The organism is Coprococcus sp. RTP21428st1_C9_RTP21428_210409 (genome assembly GCF_040227395.1).
In the GTDB taxonomy this organism is placed as follows: domain Bacteria; phylum Bacillota; class Clostridia; order Lachnospirales; family Lachnospiraceae; genus Coprococcus; species Coprococcus aceti.
The window spans coordinates 12,338-32,064 of the sequence record NZ_JBEHVV010000032.1 but is presented as its reverse complement, the minus strand read 5'-3'; the positions used below and the strand labels follow the sequence as shown (position 1 = coordinate 32,064).

General features: G+C 43.9%; 16 protein-coding genes and 2 pseudogenes. 16 read left to right on the top strand and 2 right to left on the bottom strand.

Annotated elements, in window-relative coordinates:
- From ABUA34_RS07970 to ABUA34_RS07910, 13 genes and pseudogenes are all read left to right on the top strand, one after another.
- A pseudogene (locus ABUA34_RS07970) lies at positions 1-490 on the top strand (hypothetical protein); the annotation flags it as partial.
- 112 nt (positions 491-602) lie between these two features.
- Positions 603-2,156 (top strand): DUF975 family protein, encoded by a 1,554-nt coding sequence (locus ABUA34_RS07965; RefSeq protein WP_349823130.1) that lies wholly within the window; start codon positions 603-605, stop codon positions 2,154-2,156.
- A gap of 47 nt (positions 2,157-2,203) precedes the next feature.
- On the top strand, positions 2,204-2,995 hold the full coding sequence (locus tag ABUA34_RS07960) for a TraX family protein (protein WP_015534397.1): 792 nt from the start codon (positions 2,204-2,206) through the stop codon (positions 2,993-2,995).
- 59 nt (positions 2,996-3,054) lie between these two features.
- Complete coding sequence (locus ABUA34_RS07955) at positions 3,055-3,459, top strand: hypothetical protein (RefSeq protein WP_349823129.1); 405 nt, start codon at positions 3,055-3,057, stop codon at positions 3,457-3,459.
- 66 nt (positions 3,460-3,525) lie between these two features.
- Positions 3,526-3,666: a TFIIB-type zinc ribbon-containing protein gene (locus ABUA34_RS07950; protein WP_349823128.1), complete on the top strand. Its 141-nt coding sequence runs from the start codon at positions 3,526-3,528 to the stop codon at positions 3,664-3,666.
- 463 nt (positions 3,667-4,129) lie between these two features.
- Positions 4,130-5,401 carry a substrate-binding domain-containing protein gene (locus tag ABUA34_RS07945; RefSeq protein ID WP_022217414.1) on the top strand — a complete coding sequence of 424 codons (1,272 nt, stop codon included), beginning with the start codon at positions 4,130-4,132 and terminating at the stop codon, positions 5,399-5,401.
- Between the two features lie 187 nt (positions 5,402-5,588).
- Positions 5,589-7,097 carry a sugar ABC transporter ATP-binding protein gene (locus ABUA34_RS07940; RefSeq protein ID WP_015534393.1) on the top strand — a complete coding sequence of 503 codons (1,509 nt, stop codon included), beginning with the start codon at positions 5,589-5,591 and terminating at the stop codon, positions 7,095-7,097.
- A gap of 17 nt (positions 7,098-7,114) precedes the next feature.
- Positions 7,115-8,767 (top strand): galactose/methyl galactoside ABC transporter permease MglC, encoded by a 1,653-nt coding sequence (locus tag ABUA34_RS07935; protein ID WP_022217415.1) that lies wholly within the window; start codon positions 7,115-7,117, stop codon positions 8,765-8,767.
- A gap of 541 nt (positions 8,768-9,308) precedes the next feature.
- Positions 9,309-10,916, top strand: a complete 1,608-nt coding sequence (locus ABUA34_RS07930; RefSeq protein ID WP_349823127.1) for a response regulator — start codon at positions 9,309-9,311, stop codon at positions 10,914-10,916.
- A gap of 32 nt (positions 10,917-10,948) precedes the next feature.
- The gene (locus ABUA34_RS07925; RefSeq protein ID WP_349823126.1) at positions 10,949-12,856 is read left to right on the top strand and encodes a cache domain-containing sensor histidine kinase; all 1,908 of its coding nucleotides are present in this window, start codon (positions 10,949-10,951) and stop codon (positions 12,854-12,856) included.
- Positions 12,843-13,805 (top strand): substrate-binding domain-containing protein, encoded by a 963-nt coding sequence (locus ABUA34_RS07920; RefSeq protein WP_022217417.1) that lies wholly within the window; start codon positions 12,843-12,845, stop codon positions 13,803-13,805. Before ABUA34_RS07925 ends, ABUA34_RS07920 begins: the two co-directional genes overlap by 14 nt.
- Positions 13,798-14,838 carry a galactose ABC transporter substrate-binding protein gene (locus tag ABUA34_RS07915; protein ID WP_022217418.1) on the top strand — a complete coding sequence of 347 codons (1,041 nt, stop codon included), beginning with the start codon at positions 13,798-13,800 and terminating at the stop codon, positions 14,836-14,838. The genes ABUA34_RS07920 and ABUA34_RS07915 overlap by 8 nt, the downstream gene beginning before the upstream one ends.
- Before the next feature lie 132 nt (positions 14,839-14,970).
- Positions 14,971-15,552, top strand: coding sequence for a DUF6553 family protein (locus ABUA34_RS07910; protein WP_349823125.1), 582 nt, complete (start codon positions 14,971-14,973; stop codon positions 15,550-15,552).
- A 37-nt stretch (positions 15,553-15,589) separates the two neighbouring features.
- Here the strand turns inward: ABUA34_RS07910 and ABUA34_RS07905 are convergent, their stop codons facing one another.
- Both ABUA34_RS07905 and ABUA34_RS07900 read right to left on the bottom strand, forming a co-directional pair.
- Positions 15,590-17,065 carry a PH domain-containing protein gene (locus tag ABUA34_RS07905; protein ID WP_349823124.1) on the bottom strand — a complete coding sequence of 492 codons (1,476 nt, stop codon included), beginning with the start codon at positions 17,063-17,065 and terminating at the stop codon, positions 15,590-15,592.
- Between the two features lie 21 nt (positions 17,066-17,086).
- Complete coding sequence (locus ABUA34_RS07900; RefSeq protein ID WP_015534387.1) at positions 17,087-17,482, bottom strand: GntR family transcriptional regulator; 396 nt, start codon at positions 17,480-17,482, stop codon at positions 17,087-17,089.
- A 489-nt stretch (positions 17,483-17,971) separates the two neighbouring features.
- Between ABUA34_RS07900 and ABUA34_RS07895 the strand changes: the two genes are divergently transcribed.
- From ABUA34_RS07895 to ABUA34_RS07885, 3 genes and pseudogenes are all read left to right on the top strand, one after another.
- Positions 17,972-18,346 (top strand): hypothetical protein, encoded by a 375-nt coding sequence (locus tag ABUA34_RS07895; protein ID WP_349823123.1) that lies wholly within the window; start codon positions 17,972-17,974, stop codon positions 18,344-18,346.
- Positions 18,347-18,358: 12 nt separating this feature from the next.
- Positions 18,359-19,006 carry an alpha/beta hydrolase-fold protein gene (locus ABUA34_RS07890; RefSeq protein ID WP_349823122.1) on the top strand — a complete coding sequence of 216 codons (648 nt, stop codon included), beginning with the start codon at positions 18,359-18,361 and terminating at the stop codon, positions 19,004-19,006.
- A 207-nt stretch (positions 19,007-19,213) separates the two neighbouring features.
- Positions 19,214-19,727, top strand: a pseudogene (locus tag ABUA34_RS07885) (hypothetical protein); the annotation flags it as partial.

Genomic DNA, 19,727 nt, shown 5'->3' with positions numbered 1-19,727 from the left:
GTTCGGTGTCATGGTCACAGATATGAATGCCATCAGACTCAATCTCTACAAGAGGGAGAGGATAAAGGAGCAGAGCCGGTATCTCAGGTATGAGGAAGCTGTTGGAAGTACAGGACAGTCCCAGGGTATCTACATCCAGTTCCTGGTTGCTGTCATCAACTATATTGCAGGAATGTACAGCCTGGCACCGGAGGAATCGGTACAGTCTAAAACAATATTTATTGACAACCCGTTTGGTGCGGCGAAGGATATATACATATGGGAGCCTATATTTGCCATGCTGGCAGCCAACCATGTGCAGCTCATCGTACCTGCCCGTGGCGCGACCCCGGCCATCACAGGACGCTTTGATGTGAACTATATCCTGGGACAGCAGATGGTGGGCGGAAAGCAGCAGACGGTAGTGGTGGACTACACCAGTAAGACGGATCAGGAAGAACTGGAATATCAGGAACTTTCCTATGAGCAGGCGACCTTCGACTTCATCTAGGGGGATTCAGGTTATGAGTTTCACAGTTTGCCTGAGTGATGTGACATTAAAAATGCGGGATATAGACGTAAGATGATAACATTTAAAATTCTATAAGGGAGAATGTATTATAATGACTTGGAACAGGAAACAGCTTAGAAAGGGAGCGTGGAACACGGTATTTAAGCGGGGACTTATGGCTTGGATGGCCATGGTCGCTGTGTGTTTCATTTTCTCTTATCTTGGGGTAGATGATTCTTCCCAGACAAAATTCGTGAAGGGAATAGATCAGGTGCTTGGACAGGAGACCGAGCATGAGGCTGACAATGTGACCATACTCAAGGAGTATGTAAAGAATATGCCGATGATTGAGCATATGTCGGAGAAAAAAGCCGAGACAGTAGCCCGTGTGATAGACTCGGTGACGGCGAAGCAGACCTGGATCATCAAGCTTTTAGGCGCCAACACGGCATATGTGGAGAGAAATCCCGGCGAGGTCATAGTTATGCTGCTGATATCTGCTCTTATCATGGCTGTTGTCCATTTCTTTATACAGAGTGCGGCGATAGTGGGCAAATGCCGTTATGCCATGGAGTGCAGATACAGTGACAAGGTGTCCGTCAACCGAATGTTTGCACCTTTCCACAGACATTATTTACTCAGACTTATGTGGGTCATGTTCTGTTACAATGTTGTTATGACACTCTGGTGGTTCACGATAATTGGTGGTGTGTACAAGTATTATCAGTATAGGATGGTTCCATATCTCCTGGCGGAGAATCCAAGACTCAAGTGGAGAGATGCGAAGAACATGTCAAGGGAGATGACGAGAGGCTATAAGTGGAAAATGTTCCTGACGGATCTGTCATGCATCCACGTGTGGATGATCAAGGCTATACCGGTTGCAGGACTTCTGGTAGCATTACCGTTTCAGATGGAGCTTGATGTGGAGATGTACTTCTGGTTCAGACAGAATATAGGTGTGGAAAATTTTGTCGAGGAAGCATTCAATGCTGCACCATATAACAAAAAAGCTATCGAGGCTGCTTATCAGTCGGCAGGAGACGCGGGAGTTGCTGAGGTATGGACTAAACCGGCCTATATTCTCCAGGATGTCGCGGTCGAGGTGCCTGAGGGAATGAAGGTGAAGAGTGAATACAGTCTCAGGGACTTCATTTTCTTCTTCTTCGTGTTCTGTTTTATAGGATGGCTTTGGGAGGTCTTGCTCTATATAGTTATGGATCATGTTCTCGTAAACCGCGGGACCATGTATGGACCGTGGCTGCCTGTGTATGGGGTTGGCGGCGTTGCTATAATATTCCTGCTTGACCGCTTCAAGGCAGATAAGGCAAAGCTGTTTGCTATGGCGATGGTGGTATGTGGAATCATAGAATTCATAGCAAGCTGGGCACTGGATTTCTTCTTTAACTCACAGTATTGGGACTACAAGAATGAGTTCCTTAATGTAAATGGAAGAATATGTCTGGTGGGACTCCTTGCGTTTGGCATGGGAAGTCTGTTTGGAGTGTATATAGCGGCACCGAAGCTCAGTGAATTTCTGAATTCCAAGAGCAAAAAAGTGCAGAACATTATATGTATCACATTGTCGGTATTGTTTATCATAGATCTGATATGCTGCGCCATCTTTGGATTTAACAAGGGCGAAGGAGTTGGCGGCACATTATAAAGAGAAGGAACCAATATGACGAAGTCATATAAAAAGGAGGAACCAATATGACGGATATACAGAATGGTAAAATGATTGATCCGGGGAAACAGTCCTGGAATATAAAGGCAGGAGTATTCAGCTCCTGTATGCTGCATATCATTGCGATGGCATGCATGCTCAGTGATCACATGTGGGCAACGTTGTTTCCGTATGTGGATATACTTACGTGCATAGGAAGAATAGCATTTCCGATATTTGCGTTCATGATAGTTGAGGGATTTTACCATACCAGTAATTTCCGCAGATATCTGTGCAGAATGCTGATATTTGCGGTGATATCTGAAGTTCCATTTGATCTTGTGTCCGGAGACAGTGTCCTGTATCTGTTTCATCAGAATGTACTTTGGACATTTCTCATAGGATTACTGCTGATAGCATTGATAGACAAGGTAAGGAAAACGGGCAAGGTATGGCTGTGGATCCCGGTTGCGATTGTTGTGACTCTTGTGGGATATGTGATAGGAACGATCACCATGGTTGATTTCTATGGAGCGGGAGTTGTCATGGTTATAATGTTCTATCTGTTCCGGGGCAAGGAACCATGGAAATTGATAGCACAGCTCGTGTGTATGTATTATATCAATGCACAGCTGCTTAGTGGATATTGTTATACATTTAGTATAGCGGGACATAGCTTTGAATTCCCGCAGCAGGCGTTTGCGCTCATCGCATTGCCGGTGATATGGCTATACAATGGAAAACTGGGATACCATAAGAAGTGGTTTAAATACTTCTGTTATGCATTTTATCCGGGACACTTGCTTGTATTGTACATAATCTGGCAGATGGTGATGTAGACATTGTATGAGCAGAGAATCGGTGGTTTTTGCAGATATTGGGGAAAAGGAGAAATAAGATGAATGCAGCTCATAAGATAGTGGTTTTGGTTGGCAGTATATTCCTTGCTGTCGGTGTTTTCGTGGGAATTATATTTGCAATTGTGGCGGAGCCTGGCAAATTCCCCCTGGCTATGCTGAGCCTTCCGGGAAGTTTCTTACTGATCGGTGGGGGAATGGACATAGTGGTGGCGATATTGGTTCACAACAAGAAGATGATAGTGAAAAAGGGCGTGAGGTATCCTGCAAAGATATATGGATACACGGAGAATACTTCTGTCAGGGTGAACAATACATATATGATGGACACAATCGTGCATTATTTTGACAGCTACCATGTTGAGCGGGAGGCTATAATACCAACGGGATTCACAAGGGGTGCCGGCATGTACCCGATAGGTCTGACGATAGATATATTTGAGTAGAACGGCAAATACGGCTATGATCCGGATTCAGTAAGGGATGAGAGGCTTCCAGGTGAGGAAGAGCTCATGGACGACAAGCCGGTGGCGCCGGATAAGCTGAGACTTGTGGCGGTCAGATGCCCGAATTGTGGTTCGAGTTTCCGTGCAGCGACTGGATATTCCAGCAAATGTCCTTATTGTGGAAATTACTTGAATGTGAATATGTAAGCCTGAAAAAGAGCGTGGGTGAGTCGAACCCACGCTCTAGCAAAAAGGAGATAATTTTATGCACAAACCTACGAAACAACAACAAAAAGATAAAAACAAGCCGTTATAGAAGATTCCACTAAAATGCCGAGAATGAGTCAAAACTGCCCAACTCAATATGCAATTTTACCCGTGTTAAGCGAAAAATACACTTGACATATAACTATTAACCAGTGTGAATTGGTAAAAATATCTATAAAAAAATCAATAAATCACAAAATTTTGCTAATTAATCCAAAAATATTCTATTCTTTCAAATCCCGTATCAACTTATAATGAGTACAGTCAATGAGGCAAGACGAAAAAATAAAACACACAAAGCCAAAGGATGTGTTAAGTTTCAGAAAACTTAACATGCAGCATCAGCCCTTGCCGAAGGCAATTACAAATGGGCTGATGTTCAAAGAACAGGAGGGAATGTAATATGAGAAAAAGAAGAATTTTAGCTGTAGCAGCAGCTGCAACACTTGCTTTATCAATGGTAGGATGTGGATCAGGCGGAAGCTCAAGTGGCGGAAGCTCAAGCAGTGGAGTAGCCAACAAGGACAAGCCACTTTGCTGGTTCAACCGTCAGCCATCTAACAGTTCAACAGGAGAGCTTGACAAGGACGCTCTTAGCTACAACAAGGACACATATTATGTAGGATTTGATGCTAATCAGGGTGCTGAGCTCCAGGGCCAGATGGTTCTTGATTACATCAAGGCAAATGCAGCAACGATCGATCGTAACGGTGATGGAGTCATCGGATATGTACTTGCAATCGGTGATATCGGACACAATGATTCAATCGCACGTACAAGAGGTGTTCGTTCAGCACTTGGCACAGGCGTTGATGCAAGCGGAGCAGTTGATTCAACACCAGCCGGAACAAACGTAGATGGTAAGGCAACAGTAGTACAGGATGCTAAGCTTGATGTTGATGGCAAGACATATACGATCAGAGAGCTTGCATCACAGGAGATGAAGAACTCTGCAGGAGCTACATGGGATGCAGCTACAGCTGGTAATGCAATAGGAACATGGACAGCATCATTTGGTGATCAGATCGATGTAGTTGTTTCAAATAACGATGGTATGGGAATGTCAATGTTCAATGCCTGGGCAAAGGACAACAAGGTTCCTACATTTGGATACGATGCTAACAGCGATGCAGTTGCAGCTATCGCAGAGGGCTACGGCGGAACAATTTCACAGCATGCAGATGTTCAGGCTTACCTGACACTGAGAGTTCTCCGTAACGCGCTTGATGGTGTAGATGTAGATACTGGTATCGGTACAGCAGACGAGGCTGGAAACCAGCTTGAGGAAGGTGTTGACTACAGATACAGCGCAGACGAGAGATCATACTACGCACTGAACGTGGCAGTAACAGCAGACAACTATCAGGATTTCACAGATTCAACAAAGGTTTATGACAAGGTTTCAAAGCAGCTTGACTCAAGCAAGAGTCCAAGCAAGAAGGTATGGCTTGACATCTACAACGCTTCAGATAACTTCCTGAGCTCAACATACCAGCCACTTCTTCAGAACTACGATGACCTTCTTAACCTGAATGTAGATTACATCGGTGGTGACGGTCAGACAGAGTCTAACATCACAAACCGTCTTGGTAACCCAGGCGAGTACGATGCATTTGCAATCAACATGGTTAAGACAGACAATGCAGCATCATACACATCAATTCTCTCTAAGTAATATAAGTTACCTGGATGATTGATCAATAGGAAATGATTTAACTCAGAGGGGTGTCAGACTAAACATTTGATACCCTTCTTTTACTAAGAGCATGTATCAAGTTTTCTATGAAAACTTGATATGTAGCATCAGCCCTCGCCGAAGGCGACTATTAATGGGCTGATGTTCAATGAAAGGAAGTAGAGATATGGCAGAAGATAAGAATAAATACATCTTATCGATTCAAGGCATGAGCAAATCATTCGGCAGAAACAAGGTCCTTAACCATATTAATTTGAATGTTAAACCTGGTTCGATCATGGGACTTATGGGTGAGAATGGTGCCGGTAAATCGACAATGATGAAGTGTCTCTTCGGAACCTATCAGAAGGACGAAGGCACAATAATATTAGATGGAAAAGAAGTAAATTTCTCTGGCCCTAAGGATGCACTCGAGAATGGAGTTGCGATGGTTCATCAGGAATTAAATCAGTGTCTTGAGAGAAGCGTTGTTGACAACCTGTTCCTTGGACGTTATCCAAAGAACTCTCTTGGAGTCATCGATGAGGGCCGTATGAAGAAGGAAGCTTCAGACTTGTTCAGAAAGCTGGGGATAACGGTCAATCTTACACAGCCGATGAAGAGAATGTCAGTTTCCCAGAGACAGATGTGTGAGATCGCAAAGGCTATCTCGTACAATTCCAAGGTAATCGTACTTGATGAGCCTACATCATCACTGACAGCACCTGAGGTTGCAAAGCTTTTCAAGATGATGAGACAGCTCAAGGAGCAGGGAATTTCCCTGATCTACATCTCACATAAGATGGATGAGATATTCGAGATCTGTGATCAGATATCAGTTCTCCGAGACGGTAGTCTGGTCATGACAAAGGACAGCAAGGACACCAACATGAACGAGCTTATATCAGCCATGGTTGGTCGTTCACTTGATAACAGATTCCCACCGGTCGACAATACGCCGGGTGAGACGATCCTCTCAGTACAGGGACTCTCCACAAAGTATGCACCGAAGCTCCAGAACATCACATTTGATGTGAAGAAGGGTGAGATATTCGGTCTCTATGGTCTGGTTGGCGCAGGTCGTACAGAGCTCCTGGAAACTATATTTGGTATTCGTACAAGAGCAGCAGGAAATGTAATGTATGGTGGCAAGATCATGAACTTCACCGGTCCAAAGGATGCTATGGATCACGGATTTGCCCTCATCACTGAGGAGAGAAAGGCAAATGGTCTCTTCCTCAAGGCAGATATCACCTTCAATACCACCATTGCAAATATGAACCACTACAAGAGCGGCGTGGCACTGTCACATGACAGCATGGTTCGTGCCACAGCTGAGGAGATCAAGGTCATGCACACCAAGTGTATGGGACCTGACGATATGATCGCCAACCTGTCCGGTGGTAATCAGCAGAAGGTTATCTTCGGAAAATGGCTTGAGCGTTCACCAAATGTATTCATGATGGATGATCCTACAAGAGGTATCGATGTAGGAGCCAAGTATGAAATATATGAACTTATAATCAACATGGCAAAGCAGGGCAAGACTATCATAGTTGTCTCCTCTGAGATGCCGGAGATCCTGGGTATCACAAACCGTATAGGTGTTATGTCAAATGGACACCTTGCCGGAATTGTAAATACCAAGGAGACTAATCAGGAAGAATTGTTAAGACTTAGTGCTAAATATTTGTAATAGAGAGGAGCATGGATATGGCAGATAAAAATATGATCCTTTCGGCTGATGCAGAGGAAAAACTCCTCAAGCCGATTGATGAATATGTTGGAAAGATACAGGCTCAGATCGATGAACTTCGAGTTGATGGATCTGACAAGGTTCGTAGTTTGAAGAACCATATAGCTATCGCAAAGGAAGATAAGAATTTATCAAAGGAAGAAAAGGATAGCATAATCGCAAAGGATAAGGCAGCCCTGGAGAAGGCAAAGGCAGTTGAGGCAGCCAATAAGGATAAGGTTGCAAAGCTTATCGCTGACGCAGAGGGATACCTTAAGGAGCATTATGACAGCGAGTACTACAGCAAAGTAGTGGCAAGCTGCGAGACTGAGAAGGCAGCAGAAAATGAGTCCTATGAGAGAGTAAAGGCAACACTCAAGACAGAGCATGAACAGACACTTGCAAAACTCTCTGATCCGGAAGAGATCAAGGACGAGAAATATGTATACAAGAACAAGCTCTTTGATGCACAGATGACACATGAGTCAAGACTTCAGGAGATTAAGGACAGAAAGCATGATGCATTTTCACACAAGTATCATCTGATAGATCTCCTTAGAATGTCCAAGTATACATTCATGCAGAGCAGAGCACAGAAATTTGAGAATTACAAGTACACATTCAACACAACACAGTTCCTTTACAAGAACGGTCTGTATATAGTAATCGTGTTGATATTCATTGCACTTTGTATCATAACTCCAATTGTGAAGAACACACAGCTCCTCACAGTTACCAATATACTGAACATACTTCAGCAGGCATCACCTAGAATGTTCCTGGCACTCGGCGTTGCGGGACTTATCCTCCTGACCGGTACCGATCTTTCGATTGGACGTATGGTTGGTATGGGTATGGTTACAGCTACCATTATCATGCACAATGGTGCAAATACAGGTGGTGTGTTTGGACACATATTTGATTTCTCAAGTATGCCGGTTGTAGGAAAAGCATTATTTGCACTTGTTGCATGTATTATCCTCACAACAGTATTTTCAAGTATTGCAGGTTTCTTCATGGCGAAGTACAAGATGCATCCGTTCATTTCAACAATGGCGAACATGCTGATCATCTTCGGACTTGTAACATATGCGACAAAGGGTGTTTCATTTGGTGCTATTGATTCAGCAATACCAAATATGTTCATCCCAACAATAGGAAACTTCCCAACTATTATCATTTGGGCAGTAGTTGCAATCGTAGTAGTATGGTTCATCTGGAACAAGACTACATTTGGTAAGAATCTGTACGCTGTAGGTGGAAACCCAGAGGCAGCAGCAGTTTCAGGTATATCAGTTTTCAAGGTAACACTTGGCGCATTCATCCTTGCCGGTATCCTTTACGGATTCGGATCATGGCTTGAGTGTAACAGAATGGTTGGTTCAGGTAGTGCAGCTTATGGACAGGGCTGGGATATGGACGCCATAGCAGCCTGCGTTGTTGGTGGTGTTTCATTCACAGGTGGTATCGGTAAGATCTCCGGTGTTGTAACTGGTGTTCTTATCTTCACATCACTTACCTACTCACTTACCATTCTTGGTATTGATACAAACCTTCAGTTCATATTCGAAGGTATCATCATCCTTGCCGCTGTAACTCTTGACTGTCTCAAGTATGTACAGAAGAAGTAAGGAACAACAAATTTAACTCTCACAAAACCTTTATATAAAAAGCCGCTCGGATCGTCTACAGGATGGATTGAGCGGTTTTTTTCATAAGGAGGGGCCCGCATAAGCGGGAGGATTCCTTGTGAAGTGCACGAAGTGCACGCATGACGCAAGGCATGTGGATTGGCGGACGCCTTCCTGCATCTATGCCACTTTTTTATGCATGCCACCTAATCACGCAGCCGCTTCCTTCGCTCTATTTTTCTGCAAGGGTTATATGTGGGGGGGAGTTACAATTTTATCCTACAGCAGCTATTTTGTTGGAGATAGGGAAAATATTCCAGATTACGGGAGGGCAAGATGTTCAGCCGGAAACAAGCTGGATCCTAAGCTGGAAACAGGCAAGGTTTCGAGTCACGGACAGGTGAGGAAAATTTCTTGACGGTATAGATGAAGAAATAATAATAAAAGTACAGATATTCTCTGCGGTATTTGATATAATTACACTGCTGGAAAAGACCGGTGAACTGGGTGGCATTTGATATATAGAAAGGATTTCTGTTATATGGATAAATACAAGGTTATCCTTGTCGATGACGAGGAAGAGGTTATAGATGTTATAGAGAGAAAGATCCACTGGGATATGCTCGGATTTGATGTTGTGGGCAGTGCCAACAACGGTGTTAAGGCTCTTGAACTGGTGGAGAAGCTGCAGCCGGATGTGGTCATAACGGACATCAAGATGCCATACATGGACGGCCTCGAACTGTCCAGGAGACTTAACAATGATTATCAGAATATACACATCATCATATTCACAGGATTTGATGAGTTTGAGTATGCCAAGGAGGCAGTGCACCTTGAGATAGAGGAGTACATGCTCAAGCCTATAAATGCCTTAGAACTTTCAGACTGCCTGAAGAGGGTCAAGAACTCTCTGGACAAGGAGAGGGAGGAAAAGCTGAATGTGGAAAAGCTTGCAAATTATTTCAATGCATCTCTGCCTGTTCTTCAGACAAATCTGTTTGTATCCCTGATAGAGGGCAGAGTGAGCGAGTCGGATTATGAGAAATTCCTTGCAGCATACCAGATAGATATGAAGGGACCATTTTATTGCTGCGCGGTTTTTCATACATCGGAGCATCACGTTCCAGATGGAATGAACCCACTTCTGTTGTCAATGTCGGTGGAACAGCAGATCAAGGACAGAATTGCTGATACATGGACATGCCAGGTATTTACATACTTGGGCAACACAGTGCTCATCATCGAGATAGCCTCAGAGGATGCCATGGCGGAGCTGACGGATGCCTGTGACAGATTCTGCAGATGGGCTTACCGAGTCATGGGCGCAGTGGTTACTGCCGGGATTGGCAGAGTGTGCGACAGTCTTCTGAATATCAACAATTCGTATGAGGGTGCCAGGGAAGCTGTGTCATACAGGGTTTTATACGGAACCCAGAGGGCTATAAACATTGCTGAGATCGCACCGAAGGAGCAGAAGGCAGCAGTACAGTATGAAGATGCAAATATGCATGAGCTTATCAAGTCAATATATCTTGGCAAAAGAGATGCCATTGAGGGCGCAGTACATGATGAGATAGAGAAGCTGCACAGATCTGCACAGACCATGAACAGGTACAAGCTGACACTCGTGGAGATGGTAGGAACATTCTACAGATTCTGCGCAAATAATTTTATAGATTTTGACAATTTTTCAGGTGGAATCAGTAACCCATATGAGAAGGTTCCGGAGATGGATGAAGTCACACTCACAGCATGGCTCATAGACACATCTATGGCGATCAGCGAGGAATTGAAAAATGCCAGAAATAACACATCCAGAAGAATGGTAACGGATGCCCAGAATATGATAGTTGGCAGGTATATGGAGCCTGATCTGTCGCTGGATACGGTGTGCTCAGAGCTTGGTGTGTCCAATTCGTATTTTTCATCGGTGTTCAAGAAGGAGACAGGCAAGTCATTTATCTCGTATCTGACGGATTACAGGATGGATCACGCAGCCAATCTCATACTTGAGACAAATGAGAAAAGCTATAAGATAGCAGAGCAGGTGGGATATCAGGATGCAAATTACTTCAGCTATGTGTTCAAGAAGAGATTTGGAATGTCGCCATCAAAGTACAGAACTGAACATACGGGGAATAAGTAGAGCAGAGAAAAAATAATGGGAGTAGAATTGTTTTGAAGATCAGAGAGAAAAAGAAGGGTGCTCAGGGCAAAAAGCAGAAAAATAAATATTCTCTGCGCACGAGGCTGCGAGGCTGGTTTCATCATGGCAGATTTATAGGATTTGACATACAGTCAATAATCATGGCGGTGCTCACAGGACTGACGATAACCACAACTGTTGTTATGGGGTTTCTTATTTACAATAGATTCAAGCTTGCGATAAAGCAGACTGCAGTGTCAAATGCAGAAAGTATGATAGAGAGTACTGTGGATAAAGTGGATACAGACCTGGCAGGCATCAGACAGATATCTAATGGAGTGAATTATAACATTATCCAGGAATATGACATCTCCAGTCAGGAGTTCAGCAGACAGTTCAGCCTTTTATATGAGGTGAATGTTGACAAAGTGCAGAGTATGGCGTTGTACGACAATTCCGGGAAGCTTGTTGCTGCGGAGCCGGTTGCAGTGCAGAAGGATAAGGTTAATGTCGAGGAACAGGAATGGTACAAGAATGCATCTGAAGATATAGAGAATATGCACTTTTCTACACCTCATATACAAGATCTGTTTCAAGATGGCGCCAACAGGTATTATTGGGTCATATCCCTCAGCCGTTCTGTTGATATCAATGATGGAGATAAGCCGGTAAACGGTGTGCTTCTGATAGATATGAAGTATTCCGTGATCGAGGAGGCTCTTTCAAGGATCAATGATTCTTCAAGTGAGACTTATTATTATCTGTGCAACCGTGACGGAGATATCATATATCATCCGCGAAGAGCAGAGATAGACAGAGGCTTTTTCACAGAGGAAAGTGCAGAGGCAGCGGTATACGATGACGGTACATATGAGATCAAGATGACGGGTGGCAAAGAAAATGTTGTTGTCAGCAGTATAGCCTACACTGGATGGAAGATCATAGGAGTTGTCCCGGAAAGTGTTCAGACTGCCAGCATCAATCAGTACAGATATTACATCATAACTACGGTTGTGATATTGCTTATGATGCTCTTGTGGGTGAACAGGATCATAACAAAGAAAATCTCAAAGCCTATACTTAAGCTGAATGAATCAGTAAAGTCATATGAGACAGGTGGAACCACGGATATATATATTGGAGGATCTTCCGAGATAAGACATCTGGGATATTCGGTCAAGAAATCCTATGAGCAGATAGAGATTCTGATGCAGGAGATAATCAGACAGCAGAATGAGCGGAGAAAGAGTGAGATGGATGCGCTCCAGAGTCAGATCAATCCGCATTTCCTGTATAATACACTGGAGTCCATAACATGGATGGTGGAGGCGAACAGAAATACAGATGCAGTATTTATGATATCTGAGCTTGCAAAGCTGCTGAGGATAAGTCTGTCAAAGGGCAGGACTGTCATAAGGATAGCGGACGAGATCCGGCACAGCACGAGTTACATGAACATACAGAAGGTAAGATATAAAGAAAGATTTGCTACAGAATTTATCATAGACGAAGAGATAAATGACTATTGTACAGTTAAACTTATCGTGCAGCCGATCCTGGAAAATGCAATATACTATGGTGTGGGCAACATGGATGAGGACGATGGCGGCAAGATAACTGTCCGCGGTGAGAAGAAGGGCGACGACATATACATTTCAGTTGAGGATAATGGCATGGGTATGTCGGAGGATGTTGCCCGGAACATCCTTGTGGACAACAATAAGGTGCCAAAGCATGGCTCCGGAGTGGGTGTTATCAATGTTCACTCCAGGATAAAGCTGATGTTTGGCAGCGAATATGGATTAAAGGTTTACAGTGAGCCGGACGAGGGAACAAAGGTTGTCATTCACATTCCAGCCATTCCTTACACGGAGGAGAACAGAGAGAGACTTGAGAGGCAGGATTTTGGAAGGGGGATGGCGACAGATGAAGAAGAGTAAGATAACATTCCTGATCGCGGAGCTGTTTCTGGTGGTTATAGCCGGATTCTTTATACATCAGATATTCCGGGAAAATGTGCCTCAGAAAAGAGTAGCGGTCATACTTTCAAATTCCGGTGATAAGAGGTGGGATGGACTTATAAATGGACTAAAACAATCAGCAAATGTCAATGATGTCCATCTTATCATATGCAACACCGATGATATCGAGTCAGCCCAGGATGAGAAGGAGCTCATAGATGAACAGCTTGAAAATGATGTAGATGCATTCATAATTTGTCCTGCACCGGGCGAGGATACATCGGATATGCTGGGACAGCTTGGCGATGTACCATTTGTACTTATAACCCAGGATGCATACAGTGAAGATGGCGCCTCGGGATTTGTCACGATAAAACCTGATAACTACAAGATAGGATATACCCTTGGAGAACAGATCAGGGCAAATGATGCGGACGGACTCCGTGGCAAAAGCATAGGCATTATAACCGGATATTCCCAGACAGAGGGAAGTGTGAGCGGAAAAGCAGGACTTATGGATGCGATAGAAGAAACCGGATGCGAGGTGAGCTGGGTGTACAGCCGATGTGGCAATCAGAACATATGTGACATTGTGGATATTCTGGGAAAGGTGGACTACATGGTTGTGATGGACACATATGCGATTGATGAGATAGGAGAGAATGCGGATAACGGTATGTACAATGGCGCCCAGATATATGGAATGGGGACCAGCGTAAAATCTGTGGCGCTGCTTGATGCGGGCAAGATAAAGTGCCTTGTTATTCCGGATGGATACGGTGTTGGCTATGCCAGTGTGACAGAGGTAGTAAAGGGTCTGAATAGCAGATTGTATACGATGAAGAGTCGGGAGGAGGGCATAAAGATAATATACAGTGACGATTTGTTCTCCGATGATGTAGAGAGGTTTTTATATTCATATGAGTAGACAGAAACGAAGAAAAATATATGTGCTTTTGCTGGCAGCTGCGATGATAGTCTCGCTTATGGGCTGCGGCAGCAGCAATAAAAAATCAAACAAAACCATGAGAGTCGGGGTGGTCACTTATACAGCAGATGATCCATTCATAAATGCCATGATTGAAAAGGTGAAATCTCAGCTTAAGACTATGGAGACCACAAACATGAATGTGATAGTATCGGTGAGAAGTGGTGATAATGATCAGCGTGAGCAGGATGAGATAGTTGATGAGATGATAGATGCAGGCTGCGATGTGCTGTGTGTAAATCTTGTAGACAGAACCGCACCGGCAAATATTATCAAGTCAGCAAGGCAGAGTGATATACCAGTGATCTTTTTCAACAGAGAGCCGGTGCGTGATGACCTGATGCAGTGGGAAAAGCTCTACTATGTTGGCTGTGACGCAAAAGAATCCGGTGATATGCAGGGGGAGATTGCGGCAAATTATATAAAGAAGCACAGCGAAGTGGATCGCAACGGTGATGGCAAGATACAGTATGTTCTTCTGGAGGGGGAGGCCGGACATCAGGATGCCATAAGCAGAACCGACTGTTCGGTGAAGACCATCATGGATAAGGGAGTGGATCTTGAGAAGCTCAGTTATCAGTTTGCAGACTGGAACAGAGGTCAGGCGGAGAACAGAATGACTCAGCTTATAAGTCAGTATGGCAGTCAGATAGAGCTTGTCATATCCAACAATGATGAGATGGCACTGGGCGCAGTTGAGGCGTACGATAACTCAAGTATAAGCCGGGACAAATGGCCTGTGATCTTTGGAATAGACGGACTTGATGATGCTCTCCAGGCGATAAAGCAGGGAAACATGCAGGGAACAGTTTACAATGACAAGGAGGCCCAGGCGGGAGAGATAGCGCGGTTGGCAGTTGATCTCTTCAAGGGAAACAGCCTTGATGGTCATAATCTTGACGAGGGCAAATATTACGTGTCGCCTTACTGGAAGGTCGATGTTGACAGCGTGGATGATTTCCTGCTCAGATAAAGGTAACCAACTGATACATGAGTAAACAATCGTGAATTAAAAGCATATATAATTGGCGAAGATCTGTCTGGAAAAATTATCAAGAATTAATGTAAAGATACAGATCCAATTATATATTCGGGAAGGATGCATATGGAAAATAGCTGGATAGAAGAATTTTACAAAGAGACGGATGCAGATAAGAGACTTGAACTGCTGGAAAATAACAGCACGGATATGGATGGTGACAGCGCCGGTTCGTCTACTGTCTTCCGTCAGAGATTGTGGACGGCGAGATATGGCAAGAGAAAGCCGAAGAATGATGCATTTGTGGGCTGCCTTATGGAGCTCAAATACATATCGGAGGGCGGTTCTGTTGACATCGGAGGTCAGAAAAAGAAACAGGCTGTGGAGATTATAAGCAAGCTCTGCCTGTTCGACGCAGACAGAAGAAGTGTCGAGGAACAGGAGATATTGCTATATGAACTCAAGAATGCGTTTCTCAAGTTCATCGAGGTGAGCAGAGGCGGCAGAGGTTTCACATCCATAGCATTTGGTATGGGGCAGCTCTCGGATGAGGGCGTGGCGAAGAAGATCGCAGATCAGATAAGCTCCATAGCATTTGACGCGCCGCACATGCTGCACATGGACAAGGAATTTGCCATACTTCAGAGTGCCGCACTGGCGGCGTTCAGGCAGGAGTATCCGAACAGGGAGCATTTCTTAAGAAAATGATAGCATACGTATCTATTGTGCCTGTTTTGGCGTTATCTCATGAATGTATGGATTCGAAGATAGAATAAGTATCATCAGAATCCTTGGTGTTCATAAATATCACTTCATCCCTTGTCTTTATCATGATGATGGGATAACTGTCTGCGTATACATACAGCTCACATTTGCCGTAGGTGCTGCTCTTGAAATGACCGATCAGGTATTCATCGGTGGCACCTCCGTTTGTGCGAACAAAATCGTCGTCTGGCAGTTCATTCAGAAGCTGAACCTCCTCGATGTCATCAAAATATATCTCCGATGAGTATATGGCAGCAGACACTGTGAGTTTGTTGGAGTCAAGATGAGTGTCAATATGCACGTTTATGAATGGCACAAGCACGCCTATCGTCCAGACAATGCAGGCGGTGATAAGGATATATGTAAGTCCTGTAAAAATCTTTGCGCTCCTGGTGGCATAGTTAAATGTATAATTTCCACTTTGCAATCTGTTCTGAACCAGCACATGCGGGTCGGAAGGATTGTAGTAATATCCGGTTTTCCAGTATTCGTCGTCATCCACGTAGAGAGGCTGGGTGTCGGCTGCCAAGAGTTCACGTTTTCTGCTCTGAGCCATGAGTAGAGGCGTAAACAATCCGATGGCTGCGAGAGTCTGGATAAATATATAGACATAGAGTGCGGAGCTGCACAGCGAGACATCGACAAGCGCACCCTTGAAATTCAGGATATCAGAAAGCGAAATTTGCCGGGACTTACTGGCTGATGATATGCAATGAATCAGGGTGTCAATAGTGATATATACCCATGCGACAGCATTTGTTGCCGAAAGAATCAGCATTGCAAGTCCCTTGTATATCTTCATGGTTCTGTTGACGGTCTGGTTGAGCTGGGTATCCGAGCTGTACACAGTTCGCTCGTGCCGGTTTACATATATGTGGAATATCATGGATGTAAGTGACATCAGGACGGAGCAGAGTCCCATTATTATCATTGTGGTTGATATGACCGCACTTTTCCCTATCGCAAATGGCACTAGGCAAATGAGTTCTACAAGGATTATTATTCCATGATAATTGAAACTGATCTCACTTTTGCCGATCTGGGTTGACACATTTGTATCAATGTAACGTTTTCTTCTTTGATCAGGGACCACCCAGTCATTTTTCATCTTTAGGGCATACATTTTCCTGTGCGCGGAGTTGTTTGCATATGTTATCCAGAAACAGAATGCGATCATCCAGACAGTGTATGCCAGTATGAATATAATGATCTCCCAGAACACGACAAAGCACAGGGCTGTTCCAAGTATGAGATTTATCCAGATAATCCGGTTCATCTTACGTTTGGCTGCAGCAACAATATTCAGGACGGTTTCGTCTTCAATGTGTTCCTTTGGAATGTGGACACCCAGGAGCATTCCTTCGGTATACGAATAATTACTTGTATATACGAACTTCATTATGAGCAGTATGAAGAAGTTCATAAACAGGAATATGATAAATAATGCTATGCTCATATGTTGCTCCTTTCTAGTAATTTAAGTGGATATTTGGATTGGAGAAGACTTCATTTTGGAATATACTTCATCGCACAACTTGAGGAAATCATCCCGGTTCATTCCGGTTATGCTTGCCTCGGCGGACAGAAGTTCCAACTCTGACTCCAGCTTGTCACGGAACTCGGCGTCCATATTGATATTTTCTGATACAAATGCTCCAAGCCTTCTGTCAGTTCTGATATATCCCTCATTTTTTAGTATCTGGTATGTCTTATTCACAGTCATTGTGTTCACGCCGGCATCCGCCGCAAGCTGTCTTACAGTGGGAAGCTTTTCGCCTGGCTGTATCTCGCCTTTGCCGATTCCCTTTACTATCTGATTGCGCAGCTGTACGTATATGGGTGTGTCACTGCTCATGTCAAGCTCTATGATCATGTGGTGGCCCTCCTTCTTGTATTATCTGTATTATAATATATAATACAGATTCCGCAATAAGTCAACTATGAAAAACCGCCGTATAAATAAAAATCATCCGTGAGCAAGTTGATTACCCACAGATGATCCTTATATCTTGTTAAATTTTATTTTTGTGTAGCTGATTTTTGCAGTTCCAATAAACGTTCATTTGAAATGGTATGAAAATACGAGTTCAATACTTTTGAATAGTTTATAGTTATTTAATTGTATTTCTAAAATCAGCGTGTTATATTTCGTTTATCATGTTATGTGTAATTCCGAAATTGATCTTTGCAGTACTTCACTGCGATTATCACAAAATAATTCAAATTAATATGGAGACGGTAGAGGTGTGTTGCCGCTCAGGTTTTGCTATAGTATAATTATAAAAAATATGGCTATAAATTCATGCAACTATCCTCTATTGGTTTCTTTACTTTTCATAGAAACAAGAGGAGGAAGGTTTGTATGGGAGAAAAGGATATAACAGAAAAGATACTGGCAGATTATAATGATGTATTTGCAGATATAGTAAATGTATTGTTGTTCGGTGGAAAAACAATTGTTGACGAGGTGTTAAAGCTCATGAGCGTATTGACGCAGGACGAAAGATTTGAACAGTCGCAGGCTAACGGAAATAAAGGAGGTTTAAAAAATATGTGTGAAGTACTTGATAGGGCGGAAGCCAGAGGAGAAGAGAGAGGAATATCTATAGGCGAGGCGCGAGGAGAATTAAAGGGTGCAGTGAGGGCATATTTGGATGTGAAGGTTCCTATAGAAGAGATAGCGAAGAAACTGAACATATCAGTGGAGGAAGTCCAGAAGATAGCCGACACACTATAGGAGATGAAAAACATGCAGGTACACACACTTATATCTTCGGAAAATGGTCCGATCATCCTCTGGGTCATGTACCCACACAGGGGAGATGAACTGGAGCACACAGCGGATTCTATCAGAGAACTGGTGGGAGAAGAACAGTTTACACTTGTTGCGATACAGATAGATGACTGGAACAGGGATCTCTCACCGTGGAGATCGGATGAGGTCGATGGATCATTTGCCGGAGAGGCAGGACGGACACTGGATTATATAGAGCAGCAGGTCGTACCGCAGTTGGATATTCAAAGCCAGGCGAACAGACCTCTTTATATCATGGGATACTCGCTTGCCGGGCTTTTTGCACTTTGGGCAATGTATCAGACGGATATATTTGCCGGATGTGCCACGTGTTCGGGCTCAATGTGGTATCCGGGATTCACTGAATATGTAAACAGCCAGCCAACACTTGCGAATAAACGTATATACATCAGCCTCGGCGGCAAGGAATCGCGGACATCCGACAGGCTGATGTCAACTGTTGCGGATCGGACAAAGGAGATTTGCGACCTGCTGAAGAAGGACAACGATGTGATATATGAGATAAATCCAGGTGGGCATTTTGCCGATTCCGGGAAGAGGCTGGCGAAGGCTGTGAAGTGGATAGAGAAGGCAAAAGGATAACAAAAAGCACAGGAGAGCACATATATACAATCGTTCACTGGCAGAACGATACGAGGCATAACATATACCGGATAGATATATATTTTTATCGGAATAGATGATAATATATGGGGCAGACATATGGAGTAGATAGATTAATGGCAGACACGATCCGGTAAGTATATGCAGCGAAAAATCAGATCGTGGTAAGCTGGAAAGAAGGGCAACATGGGTAAACAGACAAAGAAAAAGAAAAGCACAGGAGCAGCAAAGGAGATATTTGCAAAGCCCCCAGGAAGGCTCGGCAAATGGAATGCGATAGCATTTGCAGTGCTTGTTGTGGGAGAGCTTATATACTATTATGCGGCAACACCGGCGATCAATATACAGAGTACAAGTTTCTGGGTATGGATGGTCATTTCAGTTGCGCTTGTTGGCTTTTGTACGCTTGATTTCACGGTGGAGAGTAATGATACCAGAAGTGTCGCAACGAAAGCAACGAAACCGGCAGCATGGATAGTAGTAATAATGATAGCGGTCGGACTCATTATGGTGGCGGCGTCATCCAAACTGTTTTGTGCATCAAAGTATGCAAGTCTCATCAATATAGAGGATGGAGATTTCCAGACAGATATCCCGGAGAGCAGGCAGATAAATGACATTGCGCTGATGGATACAAGCACAGCGAGGATCATAGGTGAGAGAGCCGTCGGTTCACTCTCGGATGTGGTCAGCCAGTACG

Bases quoted from the DNA above. Each gene is read 5' to 3' on its own strand.
- ABUA34_RS07920 (WP_022217417.1), top strand. From the start codon at position 12,843: ATGAAGAAGAGTAAGATAACATTCCTGATCGCGGAGCTGTTTCTGGTG.
- ABUA34_RS07965 (WP_349823130.1), top strand. From the start codon at position 603: ATGACTTGGAACAGGAAACAGCTTAGAAAGGGAGCGTGGAACACGGTA.
- ABUA34_RS07910 (WP_349823125.1), top strand. From the start codon at position 14,971: ATGGAAAATAGCTGGATAGAAGAATTTTACAAAGAGACGGATGCAGAT.
- ABUA34_RS07940 (WP_015534393.1), top strand. From the start codon at position 5,589: ATGGCAGAAGATAAGAATAAATACATCTTATCGATTCAAGGCATGAGC.
- ABUA34_RS07955 (WP_349823129.1), top strand. From the start codon at position 3,055: ATGAATGCAGCTCATAAGATAGTGGTTTTGGTTGGCAGTATATTCCTT.
- ABUA34_RS07915 (WP_022217418.1), top strand. From the start codon at position 13,798: ATGAGTAGACAGAAACGAAGAAAAATATATGTGCTTTTGCTGGCAGCT.
- ABUA34_RS07930 (WP_349823127.1), top strand. From the start codon at position 9,309: ATGGATAAATACAAGGTTATCCTTGTCGATGACGAGGAAGAGGTTATA.
- ABUA34_RS07960 (WP_015534397.1), top strand. From the start codon at position 2,204: ATGACGGATATACAGAATGGTAAAATGATTGATCCGGGGAAACAGTCC.
- ABUA34_RS07890 (WP_349823122.1), top strand. From the start codon at position 18,359: ATGCAGGTACACACACTTATATCTTCGGAAAATGGTCCGATCATCCTC.
- ABUA34_RS07945 (WP_022217414.1), top strand. From the start codon at position 4,130: ATGAGAAAAAGAAGAATTTTAGCTGTAGCAGCAGCTGCAACACTTGCT.
- ABUA34_RS07905 (WP_349823124.1), bottom strand. From the start codon at position 17,065: ATGAGCATAGCATTATTTATCATATTCCTGTTTATGAACTTCTTCATA.
- ABUA34_RS07935 (WP_022217415.1), top strand. From the start codon at position 7,115: ATGGCAGATAAAAATATGATCCTTTCGGCTGATGCAGAGGAAAAACTC.
- ABUA34_RS07895 (WP_349823123.1), top strand. From the start codon at position 17,972: ATGGGAGAAAAGGATATAACAGAAAAGATACTGGCAGATTATAATGAT.
- ABUA34_RS07900 (WP_015534387.1), bottom strand. From the start codon at position 17,482: ATGATCATAGAGCTTGACATGAGCAGTGACACACCCATATACGTACAG.
- ABUA34_RS07950 (WP_349823128.1), top strand. From the start codon at position 3,526: ATGGACGACAAGCCGGTGGCGCCGGATAAGCTGAGACTTGTGGCGGTC.